General features: G+C 57.8%; 15 protein-coding genes. 8 read left to right on the top strand and 7 right to left on the bottom strand.

Going from position 1 to position 18567, the window contains the following annotated elements; all coding sequences use genetic code 11:
* Positions 1-247 precede the first annotated feature (247 nt).
* Positions 248-1945: an AMP-binding protein gene (locus HNQ81_RS04110; RefSeq protein ID WP_183348583.1), complete on the top strand. Its 1698-nt coding sequence runs from the start codon at positions 248-250 to the stop codon at positions 1943-1945.
* An 8-nt stretch (positions 1946-1953) separates the two neighbouring features.
* On the opposite strand, the gene HNQ81_RS04115 is transcribed toward HNQ81_RS04110, so the two are convergent.
* From HNQ81_RS04115 to HNQ81_RS04135, 5 genes are all read right to left on the bottom strand, one after another.
* Positions 1954-2586 carry a site-2 protease family protein gene (locus HNQ81_RS04115; protein ID WP_183348585.1) on the bottom strand — a complete coding sequence of 211 codons (633 nt, stop codon included), beginning with the start codon at positions 2584-2586 and terminating at the stop codon, positions 1954-1956.
* A gap of 62 nt (positions 2587-2648) precedes the next feature.
* Positions 2649-5354, bottom strand: coding sequence for a CBS domain-containing protein (locus HNQ81_RS04120; protein ID WP_183348587.1), 2706 nt, complete (start codon positions 5352-5354; stop codon positions 2649-2651).
* A gap of 91 nt (positions 5355-5445) precedes the next feature.
* Positions 5446-6534: a site-specific tyrosine recombinase XerD gene (xerD, locus tag HNQ81_RS04125; RefSeq protein ID WP_337833419.1), complete on the bottom strand. Its 1089-nt coding sequence runs from the start codon at positions 6532-6534 to the stop codon at positions 5446-5448.
* Complete coding sequence (gene rpsU, locus HNQ81_RS04130; RefSeq protein ID WP_353740480.1) at positions 6443-6634, bottom strand: 30S ribosomal protein S21; 192 nt, start codon at positions 6632-6634, stop codon at positions 6443-6445. Before rpsU ends, xerD begins: the two co-directional genes overlap by 92 nt.
* Before the next feature lie 208 nt (positions 6635-6842).
* Positions 6843-8228, bottom strand: a complete 1386-nt coding sequence (locus tag HNQ81_RS04135; protein ID WP_183348589.1) for an FAD-binding oxidoreductase — start codon at positions 8226-8228, stop codon at positions 6843-6845.
* 123 nt (positions 8229-8351) lie between these two features.
* On the opposite strand from HNQ81_RS04135, the gene HNQ81_RS04140 reads away from it, so the two are divergent.
* Positions 8352-9305, top strand: coding sequence for a D-alanine--D-alanine ligase family protein (locus tag HNQ81_RS04140; RefSeq protein WP_183348591.1), 954 nt, complete (start codon positions 8352-8354; stop codon positions 9303-9305).
* A gap of 38 nt (positions 9306-9343) precedes the next feature.
* Here HNQ81_RS04140 and fdhD read toward each other — a convergent pair whose 3' ends face one another.
* Entirely contained in the window at positions 9344-10111 is a 768-nt protein-coding gene (gene fdhD / locus HNQ81_RS04145) for a formate dehydrogenase accessory sulfurtransferase FdhD (RefSeq protein WP_183348593.1), read from the bottom strand.
* A gap of 309 nt (positions 10112-10420) precedes the next feature.
* Between fdhD and HNQ81_RS04150 the strand changes: the two genes are divergently transcribed.
* The 4 genes from HNQ81_RS04150 (at position 10421) to mobB (ending at position 15735) form a co-directional block, all read left to right on the top strand.
* Positions 10421-11563, top strand: a complete 1143-nt coding sequence (locus HNQ81_RS04150) for an ABC transporter substrate-binding protein (RefSeq protein ID WP_183348595.1) — start codon at positions 10421-10423, stop codon at positions 11561-11563.
* A gap of 54 nt (positions 11564-11617) precedes the next feature.
* A complete protein-coding gene (locus HNQ81_RS04155) occupies positions 11618-14056 on the top strand; it encodes a cache domain-containing protein (RefSeq protein ID WP_183348597.1) in 2439 nt (812 codons plus the stop codon).
* A 105-nt stretch (positions 14057-14161) separates the two neighbouring features.
* Entirely contained in the window at positions 14162-14854 is a 693-nt protein-coding gene (locus HNQ81_RS04160; RefSeq protein WP_183348599.1) for a response regulator transcription factor, read from the top strand.
* Between the two features lie 212 nt (positions 14855-15066).
* Positions 15067-15735: a molybdopterin-guanine dinucleotide biosynthesis protein B gene (gene mobB, locus HNQ81_RS04165; protein WP_183348600.1), complete on the top strand. Its 669-nt coding sequence runs from the start codon at positions 15067-15069 to the stop codon at positions 15733-15735.
* 16 nt (positions 15736-15751) lie between these two features.
* Here mobB and serS read toward each other — a convergent pair whose 3' ends face one another.
* Positions 15752-17029 (bottom strand): serine--tRNA ligase, encoded by a 1278-nt coding sequence (gene serS / locus HNQ81_RS04170; RefSeq protein ID WP_183348601.1) that lies wholly within the window; start codon positions 17027-17029, stop codon positions 15752-15754.
* Between the two features lie 164 nt (positions 17030-17193).
* Between serS and tatC the strand changes: the two genes are divergently transcribed.
* Positions 17194-17889 carry a twin-arginine translocase subunit TatC gene (gene tatC, locus HNQ81_RS04175; RefSeq protein ID WP_183348602.1) on the top strand — a complete coding sequence of 232 codons (696 nt, stop codon included), beginning with the start codon at positions 17194-17196 and terminating at the stop codon, positions 17887-17889.
* Between the two features lie 326 nt (positions 17890-18215).
* Positions 18216-18548, top strand: a complete 333-nt coding sequence (locus HNQ81_RS04180) for an FtsB family cell division protein (protein ID WP_183348603.1) — start codon at positions 18216-18218, stop codon at positions 18546-18548.
* Positions 18549-18567: the final 19 nt, after the last annotated feature.

Consider the following 18567-nt stretch of genomic DNA (forward strand, 5'->3'; position numbering starts at 1 on the left):
TTGAGCGTTGGGGGTTCATACCTGGGAATGAATGATGAATGTCTCATAATTTGTAGCTGGACGATATGGCAAAGTCAAGTATTTTAAAGACTTCAGCGTAAAGTGTATCCTCAGCCAGGACGGTAGTAGGCGTTTGACCGGGGTGGACAGTTTGTGTAGAATTCGGATACGGTTATGGGACGACGGCAATGATGCCCCTTGGGATGAGATATGGAACAATCTGTATACAATATATTGAGGTGAATAGATGACGGATGCAACGGAAGTGCGGATGACGCTGAACTATGTCCTGGATTCGAGTTGCAGCAAGTATGGCGATACCCCGGCTATAGGCATGGCACTTGAACCGGCGCTCACCTATAACGAGGTTCATGCCCGAGTTATTGCTCTGGCGTACCGGATGCAGCGGGAGGGTGTGGGGAAAGGTGATCGGATCGCCATTCTCGCGGAGAACTCGCATAACTGGGGAATCGCCTATTTCGCCGCGGTCCGACTGGGGGCGGTGGTGGTCCCGCTGCTGCCGGATCTGCCGGAAAGCGACGTCCGCCATATCCTCGGTGAGATGCAGGTGAAGATCCTCTTCACGACGCAGCGGCAGGTCGATAAGATCGTGGAATTGAAGAGCGGCGGGCCGGGCAGGATCATCACCCTCGACGATCATGTCCCTGATCTCGAACTGCTGGCGGTGGTGACGTATGCCGACTACCTCGCGGGGGCGCAAACAATCCTGGCTGAATCGGCCGAATTACCTGTCTTTTCCGATGTCGACCAGGACGATCTGGCTGCGATTCTCTATACTTCGGGCACATCCGGCTACTCCAAGGCGGTGATGCTCAGTCATAAAAATCTCACCTCCAACGCCTACGCTGCATCGGGCCTGATGGCCATCCCCCCGGGGTCGGTTTTTCTCTCCATCCTGCCGATGTCGCATACGTATGAGTTTACCTGCGGTTTCATCCTGCCGTTGATCACCGGCAGCCGCATCGCCTATGCCGGCAAGAGCCCGACGCCGGCCATCCTGCAGAAATTCTGTCAGCATGAAAAACCGTTGGTTATTTTCGCCGTCCCTCTCGTCCTCGAGAAGATTTACAAAAAACGGGTCCTGCCTCAGATCGGGAAGAGCCGATTGCTGACCATGCTGTGCAAGACGTCCTTCGGGCGTCGGCTGATCCATCGCAAAATCGGTCTCAAACTCCTCGATTTCTTCGGCGGCAACCTCAAACTGATGGGCATCGGCGGCGCCGCCCTCAATCCCGAGGTCGAGACGTTTCTGGCAGAGGCGAAATTTCCGTATCTGGTCGGATATGGTCTGACCGAGTCCTCGCCGCTGCTGGCAGGAGGACCGGCCGGAGATGCAACCATTACGGTCGGATCGACCGGGAAACCGCTTCCCGGGGTCAAGATCAGAATTGCCGACCCGGCCGCAGATACCGGCATCGGTGAAATCTGCGCCTGCGGGCCCAACATAATGCTTGGTTACTACAACGACGGGGAGGCCACCGCCGAAGTCCTGTCGCCCGACGGCTGGCTGGCGACCGGCGATCTCGGTTTCATCGACGACGCCGGCAACCTCCACGTATGTGGTCGTTCCAAGAATGTCATCGTCCTGCCCAACGGAGAAAATGTCTATCCCGAGGCAATCGAGCACAAGATCAACAGCTACAACTGGGTCGTGGAGGGACTGGTGCTCGAAAACAACGGCAGGTTGGAGGCTTGGATCTATCCGGATTACGAGGTGATCGACGAGGAAACGGCAGGACGGTCGAGGGCCGAGCGGCGGGAGTACATTGACGGACGGCTCGAAAGCACCCGGCGCGAATTGAACGAGCAACTGCCGTCGGCGTCACGGATCACGAAAATTTTCGAACGCCGGGAACCGTTCGTCAAGACGGCGACGCACAAGATCAAGCGTTACCTCTACGACAGTCACAGCTCTCTTGGTTGATCCTGCGGTCAGGAGAGGAGAAGGCTGTGGGCGAAGTCGATGATCGGCGTGATGATCTTCGACAGGATGCCAGAGAAGGCAAGGACCAGGATAAGGATAAAACCGAAGTGTTCAAGCCGGGAATATGCCGCCGCCAGATTCTGCGGCAGGATGCCGCTGAGGATGCGGCTGCCGTCGAGCGGCGGAATCGGTAGAAAGTTGAAAATGCAGAGCACCAGGTTGATCCAGACGCTGGCGATCAGCATGGCCTGGAACGGGATCAGGACAGCGGTGACAAGCGGAGTGGAGGGCAGCACCTCCATCAGCAGCCAGACAGCCTTGGTGGCGATGGCGCTGACGACGGCCACGATAAGATTGGTCGCCGGACCGGCCAGGGCTACCCACAGCATGTCCTGGCGCGGGTTGCGGAAGTAGGCGGCATTGACCGGAACCGGCCTGGCCCAGCCGATCTTGATGAGAAAAAAGGCGATGGTGCCAAGCGGGTCGAGGTGTTTGAGCGGATTGAGCGTCAGCCTTCCGGCCATTCTTGCCGTCGGATCGCCGAGGCGGTAGGCCACATAGCCATGCGCGAATTCGTGGAGGGTGAGGGCCAGCAGCAGGGGTGGGGCGATGATGATCAGCTCGGTGATGAAATTGTTCATGAGATGCCTGGAAAAATGAATGCAACTACCGGCGCGGCGACATCGCCTGCCAATCAGTCACTCTAAGCATGCGGGCCGGCAGCGGCAAGGGAGTCCGGGGGGTAGGTCCGGTGGAGGAGGGCGATTTCTTCCTCGCGATTGTGGACCCGGTCGTCCAGTCGGGCGTCGAGGAGGTCGTTGAGGATCATCTTGAATTCCGGACCCGGCCGGTAGCCGAGGGCCATCAGGTCGTCACCCGTCAGGTCGGTTCGGATGTAGCGCAGAGCCGTGACGTAGTTCGATGCCGCCTTTTTCACCTGGTTTTTGCGGGCCAGGGCCATCAGATACAGTAGTCCTTCGATGCTCAGTTCCTTCAGAAGCCAGTAGATTTCACTGTTGGCGATGATTTCCCGTCGCGACAGCAGGTTGGCTGTCTTTTCGGCATGGGTTTTCTGCCAGATGAGGCGGTCGGCAATTTTCTGGGGAATCTGGAACCGGCTGCAAAACGCGGTCAGCACCTCATCCGGGGATCTGCTCATGATGGCAAGCAGATAAACCATCCAGTTGTGGCAGGGTTCATCGAGATAGAGCAGGCGAAACCAGGAGATGGCCCTCTGCGCCTGATGCAGGATATGGAGAAAGCGGCGGTCGACCTTCAGGTGGGGTTTGAGTTCCGGCCAGAGGAAGGGGAAGAGATTGAACTCGGCCAGGCGTCGGATGGCCGGGACGGGGTCCTCCTCGGACAGAATCTGTTTGAGTTCGGAGAAAAATCGGGGATCGTCGGTTTTGCCGAAGAGCTGCATGCTGACCGCGTTATGCATCAACCGCCGGGTATGGGGGGCGATCTCGAAGGCCATGCGCGCCTCGAAGCGAATGGCCCGGAATATCCGGCTGGGATCTTCGACGAAGCTGAGATTGTGCAGGACCTTGATCGATCGTTGGTTGAGGTCGTTCTGGCAGTTGAAGAAATCGATCAGGGTGCCGAAATGCTCGGGGTTGAGCTGGATCGCCATCGCGTTGATGGTGAAGTCCCGACGATAGAGATCGAGCTTGATCGACGACAGTTCGACGGTCGGCAGCGCCGCCGGGTATTCGTAATACTCGAGCCGGGCGGTGGCGACATCGATCTTGGTACCGTCCGGCAGCATGATCATGGCGGTGCCGAAGCGTTCATGGGTCTTGATCCGGCCCTGTAATTTCCTGGCAAGGTTCTTGGCGAATTGGATGCCGTCTCCTTCGATGACGATATCGAGATCGAGGTTGTTCTTTTTGAGCAGCAGGTCGCGGACGAAACCGCCGACGGCAAAGGCGTTGAACTGCAGTTCGTCGGCGGCGAGACCGATCTTCTGCAGCAGTTCGATCATCGGTTTGTTGAGGCACTCGATGATGATCGTGTTGAGATTGCGGTTGCGCTCGAGTGACGGGTGTTCCGATTCGTGCAGCAGGTTTTTGGGCAGGTGGGCGGGGTCGTTGACCAGGCGGTTGAGCAGGTCGGTGCGGGTGATGATGCCCTGGAGTACGCCGTTGTCGACGATGGGAATGAGACGCTGGCGATGCTCGATGATCAGTTCCTGGATGTCGGCGAGGGTCGCGTCGGGAGGCAGGGTGGCGATGTCGGATGTCATGTAGGCGCTGACCGGCAGGTTTCCGAGATCGTGGTGGATGGCCTTCTCCACCACCATGCGCGAGATGAACCCGAGGATTGACCGGGGCGGAGGGGTCTTGTCGGCTTCTGCGATGACGAGCGGCGACAGGACCGGCATGGCGGTGATGCTGTAGCGGGTCAGGATCTCATTGGCCTCGGCGATTGTCGTGTCGGCGGGGATGGTAATGGCCGGCTTCGACATCATCTCCCTGGCGATCGGCTGCGGCAGGACGTGGCGGTGCAGGATATGGATGAGTTTTTCCTGGGCCTCGGTCAGGGTCATGTCGCGCAGGGTGGCGGAAGCGGCGGTGGCATGGCCGCCGCCGCCGAGATCCCGGGCGATGATGCCGACGTTGACCTCGGCGATACGGCTGCGGGCGATCAGGTAGATGCGGTCGGCCATCGAGATCAGGGCGAACAGGGTGTCGAGGTTCTCCATGTGCATGAATCGCCGGGCGATCATCGCGAAGTCATCGACATAGGTCGGCAGCGACAAGGTGACGACGACGATCGGGATCCCCTGGATGGTGTACTGGATCGCCGTCTTCATCAGGCTGTGGAGCAGCTCGACCTGGGTGGAGGTCAGGTCGTAGGTGATGAACTGGGCGATGATATCGAGCTTCGCCCCTTTTTCCAGCAGCCAGGCGGCGGCGATGAGGTCGTCGGGGGTGGTGGTCAGATGGGTCAGCGAACCGGTGTCTTCGTAGATGCCGAGTCCGAGTATGGTCGCCTCTTCGCCAGAGATGCCGATGTCCCGCTTTTTCAACTCGTCGATGAGGATGGTCGTCGTCGAGCCGACATCCCTGGTAATCTCGAGGTCGCCCCGCATGTCGCCGGCGGTGGCGGGGTGGTGGTCGTACAGGTGCACCTTGATTCCTGGGTTGGCAAGGCAGGCGGCGAGGTGGCCGATGCGTTCGGACGATCTCGTATCGACGACAATGAGCGTCTCGACCCTGGTCAGGTCGATGTTCTTGGCCTTCTGGAATTCGTAGCGGTAGAGCAGGGTCTGTGAGATGAATTCCCTGACGTTTTTTTCCTGCGATCCGGGAAAGATCAGGAGGGCGTCGGGATAGAGCTTCTGGGCGGCGATCATCGAGGCCAGGCTGTCGAAATCGGCGTTGAGGTGAGAGGTGATAATGCGCATCGCAGAAGGAGTCAGGCTGGTTGTTGACGGTCGGTTCGAGTGAAATATCCTGTTACTGTATACCAATACAACCATCAATAGCCACGGGAAATCAGCCTCGGGGATGGTATTTGCGGTGGATCGATTTCAGTCGATCCTGGTCGATATGGGTATAGATCTGGGTCGTGGTGATATCGGAGTGGCCAAGCATCATCTGCACCGAGCGGAGGTCGGCGCCATGGGCGAGGAGATGCGTGGCGAAGGAATGGCGGAGCATGTGCGGCGAAATATCCTTCGTGATCCCGGCGGCGAGCGCCGTTTTCCTGATGATCTGCCAGAACCGCAAGCGGGTCATGGCCGTGCCTCTGGCGGTGACGAAGAGAGCATTGCTGCGCCGACCGCCCAGGATCAGCGGCCGACCCTGGCGGAGGTAGTTTTCGATCTGTTCCCTCGCCTGGATGCCGAAGGGTATGAGCCGTTCCTTGCCGCCCTTGCCGAAGACCCGGACAAACCCCGAGGCGAGATTGCAGGCGGCAAGGGGCAGGCCTACCAGTTCCGAGACGCGCAGGCCGGTGGAGTAGAGGAGAAAGATCATGGCGCGATCGCGGCAGGATAGAGGCGAGGTTACCGCCGGTGGCGCCAGCAGTCTGTTGACCTCGGCCAGGGACAGGGCCTTGGGCAGGATCTGCCCGCTTTTCGGCAGATCGATAATCGCAAAAGGGTTGCGCTGAAGGTGGTCTGCTCGAACCAGGAAGGAGAAGAAATGCCTGAGGGCGGAGATGCGGCGGGCATTGCTGCGATGGCCGATACCGTGTTTTCGGGCCTGTTCGAGAAAATCATGGATGACGGCGATATCGACCAGTTCGAGATCGGCAATCGACGAGCGCCGGATAAAGTTCAGAAAAAAATCGACGTCGGCGGCGTAAGCCTTGACGGTGTTTTCGGCTAGACGCCTTTCGGAGATCAGGTAGTGCAGGAATGATTCGGCGGCGGCAGAAAGATGGTCGGGAGGGCGCGAGGGTTCGATAATCTGATGAACTGTGCTGCCGGAGGTTTTGTCCCGGTTTATAAAGTCCGGTGCGGGACCGGACCTTATAAGCCGACGGGAATCAGAGTGATTTTCTGATGCGATTGAACTTGCGGAGCTTTCGGCGGGCCTCCGCCTCTTTGCGACGCTTTTTGACGCTTGGTTTTTCGTAATACTCCCGGCGTTTCAGTTCTCGTTTGATGCCGTCAATCTGCAGTTTTTTCTTCAGCTGTCGGATGGCGTACTCGAGATCGCCGCGAACTTCAACTTCAATCATCTGGGGGCTCCGTTGAACGAATTGATTTCCTGGACCTGACGGTAATATCCAACAAAAGCCAGTCAGGCCAGACACATTTTCATGACGAGAATCTTCTTATATAAAAAGTGGAACATTTTCTGTCAATGCATTTCTTGACCAAAGGGTGCCGTTGTTCCAGCCGATCCGGCCCTCCATTTCCGGCGGGATGACTGGAAATTGGCGATTACACTACGCCTTCGGGAAAGATCTTGCCTGGGTTGAGGATGTTGTGCGGATCGAAGAGCTGTTTCAGATCTTTCATCAGCCTGATGGTCGCATCATTGAGCTCGAGTGCCAGAAAAAGGGCCTTGCTGAGTCCGATGCCGTGCTCACCGGAAAGGGTGCCGCCCAGGGCGATCGCCTGGCGGAACAGGCGCTCCTTGGCCGATTCGCCGCGCCGCAGCTGTTCCGGGTCGTCCTTGTCGAGCATGATGTTGACATGGATGTTGCCGTCGCCGGCATGGCCGAAGGTCAGGATCGTCAGACCAAGTTCCGCCGACAGCCGCTCGGTGAAGGCGACGAGGTCGGGGATGCGGGTGCGCGGCACGGCGACGTCTTCACTGATCTTATGCGGACTGAGATTGAAGGTGGCGGGCGAAATCGAACGCCGGGCCTGCCACAGTTCATCAACCTCGGTCTGGCTGGCGGCATGGTGGCAGTGACAGTCCGGTTCGGTGGCGAGCAAGGCCTTGAGCCGGGCCGTCTGGTGGTCAACGGTATCGCGGTCGCCGTCCAGTTCGATCAGGAGCAGGGCCTCGGTGCCTGGTGGTGGTGGCGTCGACAGCCGGTCGGTAACGACCCGGATGGCGGTCCGGTCCATGTATTCAAGGGTACAGGGACGGATGTTGCTGTTGAGGATTCTGGCCACCAGGGCGGTGGTGCTGGCCAGTGATGTCGAGGTGACGAGGAATGTCTCCTTGTGCTCCGGCAGGGGGAGGAGGCGGAGGATGAGCCTGGTGATGATCCCCAGCGTCCCCTCGGAGCCGATGAACAGCCGGGTCAGGTCATAGCCTGTCACCCCCTTCTCGGTCCGGGTCCCGGCGGTGACGATATCGCCAGAGGCCAGCACCGCCTCCAGGCCGATGACGAAGTCCTTCGTGACCCCATATTTTACGGCTGACGGGCCGCCGGCGCACTCGGCGGCATTGCCCCCGATCGTGCAGAATTTCAGGCTGGCTGGATCCGGGGGGTAGAAGAGCCCGAATTTCCGGACCGCCTGCTGCAGGTCGCCGGTGATGACCCCGGGCTCGACGATGGCGATCTGGTTCCCGGCATCGATCTCGACGATATGGTTCATCCGGCTGAGGGCGAGGACGAGGCCGCCGCGGATCGGTACTGACCCGCCGGTCATGCCGGTGCCTGCGCCCCGCGGCACGACCGGAAACCCGTATTCGGAGGCCAGGCGCATGATGGCTGCGACCTCGGCGGTTGTCGCCGGAAAGGCTACGGCCTCGGGGAGAAAGATTTTCCCCGCACCGTCAAAGGAATAGCAGTGCAGGTCTTCCCGCCGCGTCGTGCAGAAGGCGGGACCGACAATAGCTGAAATTTTTTTAATGATAATCGGGTTCATCGGGGTAATATACAGATGGTCCGGTCGTGAGGTGGAGCCGGCGGGGAACACCGGAACGTGGTCGGCCCGGTGCTGCGGATCGTGGTTGAGAACTCGTATCGATTAACATAAGGATTGTCGGCAATGCAACAACAAAAGATGCGGATAGCCCTTCTCGCCGGCGGCACGTCGGGTGAGAGGGAGGTATCGTTGAATGGGGCGGCGGAAGTGGAAAGGGCACTCGATCCAGGGCGGTTCCAGGTCAGAAGATACGATCCCGCCTGTGATCTGGCGAAACTGGTGGGTGATGCCGGCGAGATCGATTTTGCCTTCATCCTGCTGCATGGCCTCAACGGCGAAGACGGGACGGTGCAGGGGATGCTCGATCTGCTTGGCATCCCCTATCAGGGGTCAGGCGTGCTCGGCAGCGCCGTTGCGATGGACAAGTACCTGTCCAAGGAGCTGTATCGGCTTCATGGTCTGCCTGTCGCCGACTGTGTCGTCACCCGACCGGGGGGGGGCGACAGCCTCCAGGGGATCGTCGACCGGCTTGGCCTGCCCCTGATCGTCAAGCCGGTCCGCGAGGGCTCGAGTCTGGGATTGACGATCGCCGGGACGGTCGAAGAGCTGCGGACAGGGATCGAGACGGCGCAGAAACATGACCGGCAGGTCATGGTCGAGCAGTATATCAAGGGGCGTGAGATCACCGCCGCCGTCCTCGGCAACGACAACCCGACGGCCCTGCCGCTGATCGAGATCATCCCCGGCGACGGCTTCACCTTCTTTGATTACAAGGCGAAATATCAGCCGGGGGCCTCGCGCGAGATCTGTCCCGCCCCGCTCAGCCCCGAGCTGACGGCACAGGCGCAGCGGTATGCCCTGGCCGCCCATGCGGCCCTGAGGCTGCGGGGATATTCCCGGACCGACATGATCCTCGACGAATCCGGACGGTTCTTCCTCCTCGAGACCAATACCATCCCGGGGATGACCGCCACCAGCCTGATGCCGCAGGCGGCGGCCAAGCATGGGCTCGATTTCCCGCAGTTTCTCGAGCGGCTGATCGAGTTGGCGGTCGAGGACCGGCAGGCGCAGGGATAGTTCGCCGGCTGAGGCAGGGACGGCCGTGTCCGCTGCCGTCAGACGACGATTCTTTCCGGGGCGTTGAAGACGTTGAGGCGGTCGGGTCGGGCATAGGCCCCCAGTGTCAGTCCGGCCTGCCGGGCGATGGCCAGGCCGAGCGAGGAGGGGGCCGTTCGCGACAGCACGATCGGGATTCCCATCCGAGCGCACTTGAGCACCATATCCGAAGTCAAACGACCGGTCGTATAGATTGCCCCCCTGACCGGCGCCTTGCCGAGGAGAATGGCCCCCAGTACCTTGTCGACGGCGTTGTGGCGGCCGACATCTTCGTAGTATACCAGTATCTCCCCATCGGCCCAGAGGCCGCAGCCGTGGACGCAATGGGTCTCCTGCCCGAGGGTCGAGATCCGGGGGGCCTGGGTGATGAACTCGCGCAGTTCCTCGAACGGGAGGGCGTAGTTCTGCAGCGGGTCGAAGGCCCCCTCCAGCATTTCCCGCGGTATCTTGCCTGTGCCGCCGCATCCGGAGGTGATGATGACCTCTTTCGGGCGGGTCGATACGACATCGGCATACACGGCTATCCTGCCTTCCGGGCAGACGATGACCTCCTTTACCTCCTCCGGCCTGCGGATATAGCCCTGGCCGAAGAGAAAGCCGACTCCGAATTCGGCCAGGCCGACAGGCAGAACCATCGAGGCGCCGATGGTTTCGTCGTTCAACGCCACGGTATACGGTGTCTCAATGGCCAGTTGCTCTTCCTGCTGATGGCTTCCCTGGGAGGTGATCACCGTCGTCAGGTGGGTCAGGGTGACGTTGTTTTTCATGACAATGCGGTCGATGGCTTGAATGATCTCGGGGATGCATCGAGGGGATGCTCTCGGCGAAAAGAATGTACATCCTATAGAGAGTCGGTTTCGATTTCAACTGTTTCCAATGGCACACTCCGTCTTTTCGCGATTTTTTCTTGGGAGTTGTGCCCCTCCGATGGATATTGTAATCTGGAGACCGTGCGGCGCCTTTGGCGCATCAAACGGTCAAATCTGCGGGGAAGGGATTCGAGACGATGCCGGGACAGTCGGGGGGAGAGTGCGATGTTGCTCGCTGACATCATCAGGACGTTGATCAGGAGAGGAATGATGATGACAATCATCCTCGCTCTGGTGTCTGTTCTCCCTGCTGCGGTGCGGGCGCAGGTCGCGCATGAGGAGCAGGTCCCCATCGTCCTGGGACAGTCGTGCGTCCTGACCGGTCCGTCCAAGAATCTCGGCCTTGAATTACGGGCGGGCCTGCTGGCTGCCTTTTCCAAGGTCAATGATGATGGGGGCATCGGCGGCCGGGATATTCTGCTTGTCAGCCGCGATGACGGCTATGAGCCAGATCGCGCGGTCCGCAACACCATGGCCTTTATCCAGGATGAGTCTATCTTCATGTTGATCGGCGAGGTGGGGACGCCGACCTCCAACGCCGTTCTCCCGTTGATAGAGGAGTACAAGATTCCGTTTTTCGCGCCGTTCACCGGCGCCGAGATTCTGCGCCAACCTTTCCGGCAGTACGTCATCAACGTTCGTGCCAGTTATTATCAGGAGATGGAGAGACTCGCCTCCTATCTCATCGATAAGAGAAATATCCGCAAAATCGCTTGCTTCTATCAGGACGACAGCTATGGTCTCGATGGACTGAAGGGGATCGAACTGGCCCTGGCGCGACGTGGCCTGCAACTTGTTTCGAAGGGGAGCTATGAACGCAATACCGTTGCCGTACTGCGCGGACTGACCGATGTCCTGCAGGCCGACCCGGAGGCGGTGGTCCTGGCCGGGACCTATTCGGCCTGCGCCGAATTCATCAAGCTCAGCAAGACCCGGACCTCCAAACGGCTGCTGTACTGCAACATCTCCTTTGTCGGCACCGACAGCCTGAAGAACGCCCTTGGTCGTTACGGCAGTGATGTATTCGTTTCTCAGGTCGTCCCTTATCCGCTCGACACCGAGGTCCCTCTGATCCACGAGTATACCGAGGCGATGGAAAAGTACCAGCACGACGCCCCGATCAGTTTCACCTCGCTCGAAGGGTATATGGCCGGCAAATTGTTCGCGCAGATTGCGACCATGGTGCCGGGTGAGCTGACCCGGGAAAAGTTCATTGCGACGATGGAACAGGTTGGGACCTTTGACCTGGGGGGAGTGACCCTGCAGTTCGGGCCGAAGGACCATCAGGGCATGGATACGATCTATCTGACCGAAATAAACCCCGATCTGAAAAAGGTCGTGAAGGAATGAAGACGGCGATGGCGATCGACCAGCCAGGGTTGAGGCATCCCGCCGGGTGAATCGATGACTGCCGGATCTCGACGTATCTCCCTGTCCTCGGCGCCGTTTTACGCCTCTCTCGTCGTTATTTTCTCGCTCGGCCTGTTTACCGGCACCTTCTGGGCGATCAACGAGTACCAGGCCTACCAGGAGAGCATCAGCTATATCCGCAGCAACTACCAGAAACAGTACCGGGACCGGTTGCAGGAGGAAATCGGCGGGGTCATGGACTTTATCCAGTACAAGCGCTCCCAGACCGATATCCTGATCGAGAACGAAATCCGCCAGAAAGTCCAGACCGCGTATACGACGGCCTCCCATATCTACAGCCAGTACAAGGATGAGAAGAGTATCGATGAACTCCGGGTGATGGTGCTGGAAATCCTCCGTCCGATCCGCTGGAACAACGAACGCGGCTATTATTTTGCCGGCAGGATGAAGGACCAGGTCATCGATCTCTTCGCCGACGACCCCTATTTTGAAGGGAAGAGCAGGGCCCGGTTCGAGAAAGAGACCGGGATCGATGTCATCGGCGATATCATCAAGATTATCGAAGAAAAAGGCGCCGGCTTGTATCGCTATAACTGGGCGAAGCCGGAGTACATCGGTTCAAGCTACCAGAAGGTCTCGTTCGTCAAATATTTCCAGCCGTTTGATTGGTTCATCGGTGCCGGGATCTATATCGATGACATGGAGAAGCTGATCCAGGAGGACGTCCTGGCCCAGGTGCAGAAGATGCATTTCGGACGGGATGGCGAGGTCTTCGGATTTCGCTACGACGGGACCATCATCTGCAACCGGGACGAACGGCTGATCGGCCGCTCGATCAAGGACCTGATCGGGGACAAGGGAGAGCCCTTCGGTGAGGAGATGTGGAAGGCCGGCATCAGCAGCGACCATGAGGATTATGTCAGTTATGCCGTATTGAGGCCGGCTGAGGGGAAGGTGTATCAGAAACTGAGCTATGTCAAGGCGTTCAAGGAATGGGGCTGGGTCTTCGTCGCCACCATGAACATGGATGAGATGGAGAAGGCCATCGTCGATGAAACCAGGACCTATATCCGCATCGCCTTCAAGAACGCCTTTCTCTTTGTCCTGCTGTTCATGGTCGCGGTTTCGCTGCTGTTGCTGATCGCCTATTTCTATTCGCTGAAGATAAAGCAGGGTATAAGCCTCTTCACCAATTTTTTCCGGGAGGCGGCCGATTCGAAGGTGAAAATCGAAAATACCGATCTGGCCTTCGCCGAATTTGAAGATCTCGGCAACCTGGCGAACCGGATGATCGATGACCGCATCCAGAAGGAATTCCTTCTTCATCGAGACGAACTCCGGCTTGATACCCTGCTGCGCCTGGGGATGATGGAAAAGTATTCCCTGCAGGAAAAATACGATTTCATCATGCAGAGGATCGTCCAGATTACCCGGAGCGAGGCAGGCTACCTGGCGCTGGTCAATACCGGCCAGACCCGGCTGTCGCTGTGCAGTTTGTTCTCGAAAAACCAGCATGGGGAGGCGGCTGAGCAACCTTGCCAGCTCAATGATTCGAGGCGGGTTGAAGATGGCGGGTTGCCCGGCAATGCGGTGCGGCAGAAGAAGGCGATCATCAACAATGATTGCGAGGGAAACGATAATGGATGGATCTTCCCCTACCAGTTGCAGGTCCGGCGCCACCTCGATGTACCGATATACAACAACGGCAGGATTGTCGTCGTTGCCGGCGTCTGTAACAACAGCTCGGATTATGATAATTCGGATATCAGACAGATGGCGATGCTGCTGGAGGGCATGTGGCTGCATGTGCTGAAAACGTCCTCCGAAATCGAGATGGCGCGGCTGGAACGGCAGATCATGGCCGTCAGTCTCGAGGAGAGGAGCAAGGTGGGACGGGATCTCCATGACGACCTCGGCTCCCATCTCAGCGGCGTCGAGATGCTGGCCAAGGTCCTGCAGAAGAAGCTCGAGGCCGACGCCCCGGACAAGGCCCGTCAGCTCCAGCGCATCCGCAACCTGATCCAGGAGGCGATCGAAAAGACCAGGCGCCTGGCCCGTGGGCTGTATCCGGTCCATATCATCGAACAGGGACTCGAGGCGGCGATCGAGGAGCTGATCGTCGAGGTCGAAAGCCTGTTCTATGTCGAATGCACGCTGTCGTTCAACAGCCCCAAGGATGCCATCGACAACAACGAGGCGACGCATATCTACTACATCATTCGTGAGGCGGTCTTCAACGCCGCCCGGCATGGTAAGGCGAAGAATATCATGATCACGATTTCCAAGGGTGCCGGCCACCTGAGCGTAACCATCAGCGACGACGGCGACGGAATAGCCGAGGCCGCCCAGCACCAGGGGATGGGCCTGCACACGATGAAGTACCGGGCGAAGGCTATCGGCGCCTCTCTGTCGATCACGCCTGGCGAGCATGGCGGCACCGTCGTGTCCCTGGCCGGTGAGGGCCAGGGATGAAAGGATTGCTGCAGGTGTCGACTATGGATGTTGAGCGTGTGGCGGCCGAATGAATTTGAAGGGTATCGGCAACTCGCCGATGTATCGTGTTTGTGAGGGAAACGAATGGCTAAGATACTGATTGTCGATGATCATCCGGTTTTTCGCATGGGGATGGAGGAATTGCTGAACCAGGAGGAGGACTTTACCGTCTGCGGGGTCGCTGAGGATATCCGGTCGGCAAGAAGGGAACTGATCGACAAGAAGCCGGACCTGGCAATCATCGATATCTCGCTGGCCCAGGAAAATGGTCTCGATCTTGTCAAGGAGATCGCGAGTGGCCACCATTGTGTGCTGGTCCTCGTCCTCTCCATGCATGATGAATCGGTCTGGGCCGAACGGGCCATTCGGGCCGGGGCTCGAGGTTATGTCATGAAAAAGGAGGCCTCGGAGTCGATCATTGTCGCGATCCGCAATATTCTGAAAGGAAAAATCCACGTCAGTGCGAACATGATGTCGCATCTGCTCGACAAATTCCAGGTCAATCCCGATTTTCAGAGCGTGCAGTCGGAGGAGGTGCTTACCGACAGAGAACTCGAGGTGTTCCGACTCATCGGGCATGGTCTGTCGACCCGGGCCATTGCCGACCAGATGAAACTCAGCATCAAGACCATCGGGACGTACAGAGACCGGATAAAACAGAAGCTCTGCCTGAAGAGTGCCGTGGAACTGACCAGGCGCGCGGTGCTGTGGACGGAAAAGGAGAATTTCAGTAAAGACACCTCCGACAGCGTGAGGGAAATACCTACAGAAACTTAATATTTCAGCCTACGGCAAAATAGGCTCTTCTCTGATTTATTTCGTTTACATTCGAAGTACACTCGTTTCGGTTCGACAGGAAGCCGTCTTCACTCGTCTGCCAAGGGGCGCTTTTTCCCTGGACGTCATGAGTGCTTTCTTTCCCCCTCGGTGGCGGGAAAATGAGACAGTCGTTTGCATCCAGCAGTATCGGTTCATTTGGAAGGGGAGATATGACGCCAATCGTCACCTTTATCGGCTGGCATGACAGCGGCAAGACGACGCTGGCAAGTCAGGTCGTCAGTCATTTGAAAGCGCGGGGATACCGTGTCGCAGTCATCAAGTCCAGCAAGGAAGCGGACGTCCCTTTCGATACCCCGGGGACGGACACCGCCAAGCACAGAATGGCCGGGGCTGACTCGGTGATGTTCGTCGGGCCGGACAAGATGGTGTTGCAGACCGCAAACGAAAACCTGCCTCTGGTGGTGTTGGCGTACAAATATTGCGCCGATGTCGATATCGTCATCGGCGAAGGATTCAAGGATGCACCGAAAGTCGCCAAGATAGAAGTGCTGCGGGACCGCGCGCGGATGCTGCGCAAAAAAGTCGGTGGGGTCCTTGCTGTCGCGACGGACCTGGATGATGTGGAAGGAGGAAATATCTTCCGCCTCGATCAGAGCCTGGAACTGGCGCAGTTCATTGAGAAACGGTTTCTGCTGGGGCAGCGCAACGGCCAGGACAGAGCCGTTCTCTTCGTCAACGGCAGAAGGATCGCTTTGAAGAATTTCGTTCAGGATGTCCTGGCAAGCACCGTGCACGGCTTTGTCGGTTCGCTGAAATGCGTCGACCAGATCGAAGAGATCGAAGAGATCGAACTCCGCATCCGCCTGCCGAAGACCTGAGTCGCTGCTGCCTGCGTTAAAATCGCTCTTCGAAATACGGTTTCAAAACTTCAGGCAGGACGATGTTGCCATCTTCCTGCTGATAGTTCTCCAGGATCGCCAGCAGTGTCCGGCCGACCGCCAGTCCTGATCCGTTCAGGGTATGGAGCAGTTTGCTTTTCTTCTGCCCGTCCGGTCGGTAGCGGATTGATCCGCGGCGCGCCTGGAAGTCGAGAAAGTTCGAGCAGGACGAGATCTCCCGGTAGGTTTCCTGACCCGGCAGCCAGACCTCGATGTCGTAGGTCTTGGCGGAGGAAAAACCGAGATCGCCGGAACACAGGCTGACGACCCGGTAATGGAGGCCGAGCAGTTGGAGAACCTCCTCGGCATCGTTGAGGAGCCTTTCCAGTTCCAGCATCGATGTCTCGGGGGTGGTGAACTTCACCAGCTCGACCTTGTCGAACTGGTGCTGGCGGATCAGACCGCGGGTGTCTCGGCCGTAGGAGCCGGCCTCGGATCGGAAGCATGGCGTATAGGCGGTGTAGTAACGCGGCAGATCCCGTTCCTCGAGTGTCTCATCCCTGTGGATGTTGGTGACCGGCACCTCAGCCGTCGGGATGAGGTAGAGATCCCAGTTGTCGATCTTGAACAGGTCTTCGGCGAATTTCGGCAGTTGGCCCGTTGCAGTCAGCGAGGCGGTGTTGGCCATGAAGGGTGGAAGCACCTCGGTATATCCATGCCGTTGGGTGTGGAGGTCGAGCATGAAATTGATCAGCGCCCGCTCGAGACGCGAGGCGAAGCCTGTCAGCAGGGCGAAGCGAGCCCCGGCCAGTTTGGCGGCCCTGTCGAAATCGAGAATGCCCAGTTGCTCGCCGAGTTCCCAGTGCGGTTTGGGAGAGAAGGTGAAAGCGGGTTTCGTGCCCCAGGTTCTGATCTCGATATTGTCGGTTTCGTTCTGACCGATGGGAACACTGTCGTCACAGAGATTGGGGATAGCCATCACGATATTCTGCAACTGCTCTTCGATCAGGGACAGGTCCTGGTCGAGATCCTTGATCCGCTGATTGGCGTCGCGCATTTCGACGATGAGGGCCTCGGCCTTGGCCGCGCCTTCCCCTTTTGCCTGTTTCAGCACCGAGATTTCTTTGGAGACCGTGTTGCGACGGTTTTTCAGCCCCTCGACCTCGGCCAGGAGTGACAGTCGCCGCTGATCGAGGGCCGCGAATTGATCCAGTGTATCCGGCGCCTGTCCGCGACGCGCCGTCTTATCCTTGACCAGATCAAGATTTTCCCGTATGAATCGCAATTCGAGCATGGCTGTAATATGGGTAAATGGTTCACAGGAGAGGGGTTATTTTTCTCCCCTGTTTATCATGGCCGGGTACTGAACGCAACCTCTATCAAATTGCATTTCCGCTCTGCTTTTGCTATGCTGCGAAGCTCAGCGCCCACTTTTCCTTCCTGAAGAGCCGCACATTCATGGCCCAGACAAGCCCTCTCGTCATCATTCTGCTCGAACTTCGTCGGACGATCAGGACACTTCTTCTGACGATTTTCTTCCTGACGCTGGTCATTTTCATCCTCTCGCCTTCTCTCTTAGATAGAGTCCAGTCCCACCTCGCCGAGGAATTGTATTTTTTCTCTGTCGCCGAGCCGTTTCTCTCCCATGTTAAATTGTCTCTGTTTGCTGCGCTCTACGGATTGATACCATGGGCGGCAACCCTTTTCTGGATGGCGCTTGGCAAGCCCTTCAGCGTGCGGAGACGAGATACCGTCCTGTTCGTGGTTTTTACCTGCCTGTTGTTTTATGCCGGGACCCTGTTCTGCTATTTCGTCACCCTGCCACTGGGCATCAAATTTCTGCTGGGGTTTGGTTCGGCGGAACTGCAACCGGTGATATCGATCAGCAGATTCGTCAATTTCAGCACGATATTTATCCTGGCCTTCGGCGGGATATTCGAACTCCCCCTTCTGATGATATTCTGTGCTCGCGTAGGAGTGTGCACACGGCAGTTTTTTGAACGGCACCGGAGAGTGGCCGTGCTGGTCATTGCCATCATTGCGGCAATGTTGACCCCAACCCCCGACATCGTCAACATGCTGATGATGGGCGGTCCTCTCTATCTCCTGTATGAAGCCGGGATCGTTGCCCTGATGCTGATGCGGATCAGATAGGATGCCGGCTCGGAATATCTTTGCCGTGGCGAAATCTTTACCATGTGGCTGCCGCTGCAGTGCCGGGTGACTGCCGGGATGGAAATGAAGATGCCGCCGGCGTTATCCCGGAACACCGGTATACCGTTGACCTTGACGAAATCTGCCGGCTCCCGGGGAACGCCGTTCGGTGATCAGGTCCGAGGATCAAATCTTCTCGACGTTTCCGGCGATTTCTGGTCTCTTAGACTATGGATTCGTGAAAACAACGAGCCGGCACGGCAGACGCTGGCGAGGGAAAATCGATGTTCAGGAATTGGGTTCGGGATGGATACAAGGTTGATTCAATGAAAAAATATCTGAGACTCTACTTGTCCCCATTACAGGAAAGGTTGGTTGTCAGGATTGTGGCCGTCCTGCTCGCGGTCGCTCTCGCCTGGATCATCTTTGCCCCGCGCTCCGGGGTTCTTGCGTATCTGCAGCAGCGTTCAAAATTGCACGATCTTCGGGAAAAGACGGTCTTTCTTGAAAAGAACAACGAGAAACTTGAAAAAGAGATAGACAGGTTGCGCGATGACCCTGCCTATCTTGAAGAGGTGGCACGGCGTGAGCATGGTTTGTTGAAAAAAAACGAATACATATACGATTTTTCTCAACAACGGAAAAAAGATTCTAAATGAACCGGACCGGATCACGTTT

The organism is Desulfoprunum benzoelyticum, from assembly GCF_014201505.1.
Classification (GTDB): Bacteria; Desulfobacterota; Desulfobulbia; order Desulfobulbales; family Desulfocapsaceae; genus Desulfoprunum; species Desulfoprunum benzoelyticum.

Coding starts and splice junctions, on each gene's coding strand:
- mobB (WP_183348600.1), top strand. CDS start 15,067: ATGACGCCAATCGTCACCTTTATCGGCTGGCATGACAGCGGCAAGACG.
- HNQ81_RS04150 (WP_183348595.1), top strand. CDS start 10,421: ATGATGATGACAATCATCCTCGCTCTGGTGTCTGTTCTCCCTGCTGCG.
- serS (WP_183348601.1), bottom strand. CDS start 17,029: ATGCTCGAATTGCGATTCATACGGGAAAATCTTGATCTGGTCAAGGAT.
- fdhD (WP_183348593.1), bottom strand. CDS start 10,111: ATGAAAAACAACGTCACCCTGACCCACCTGACGACGGTGATCACCTCC.
- HNQ81_RS04160 (WP_183348599.1), top strand. CDS start 14,162: ATGGCTAAGATACTGATTGTCGATGATCATCCGGTTTTTCGCATGGGG.
- HNQ81_RS04180 (WP_183348603.1), top strand. CDS start 18,216: ATGAAAAAATATCTGAGACTCTACTTGTCCCCATTACAGGAAAGGTTG.
- HNQ81_RS04120 (WP_183348587.1), bottom strand. CDS start 5,354: ATGCGCATTATCACCTCTCACCTCAACGCCGATTTCGACAGCCTGGCC.
- tatC (WP_183348602.1), top strand. CDS start 17,194: ATGGCCCAGACAAGCCCTCTCGTCATCATTCTGCTCGAACTTCGTCGG.
- HNQ81_RS04115 (WP_183348585.1), bottom strand. CDS start 2,586: ATGAACAATTTCATCACCGAGCTGATCATCATCGCCCCACCCCTGCTG.
- HNQ81_RS04155 (WP_183348597.1), top strand. CDS start 11,618: ATGACTGCCGGATCTCGACGTATCTCCCTGTCCTCGGCGCCGTTTTAC.
- HNQ81_RS04135 (WP_183348589.1), bottom strand. CDS start 8,228: ATGAACCCGATTATCATTAAAAAAATTTCAGCTATTGTCGGTCCCGCC.
- HNQ81_RS04110 (WP_183348583.1), top strand. CDS start 248: ATGACGGATGCAACGGAAGTGCGGATGACGCTGAACTATGTCCTGGAT.
- HNQ81_RS04140 (WP_183348591.1), top strand. CDS start 8,352: ATGCAACAACAAAAGATGCGGATAGCCCTTCTCGCCGGCGGCACGTCG.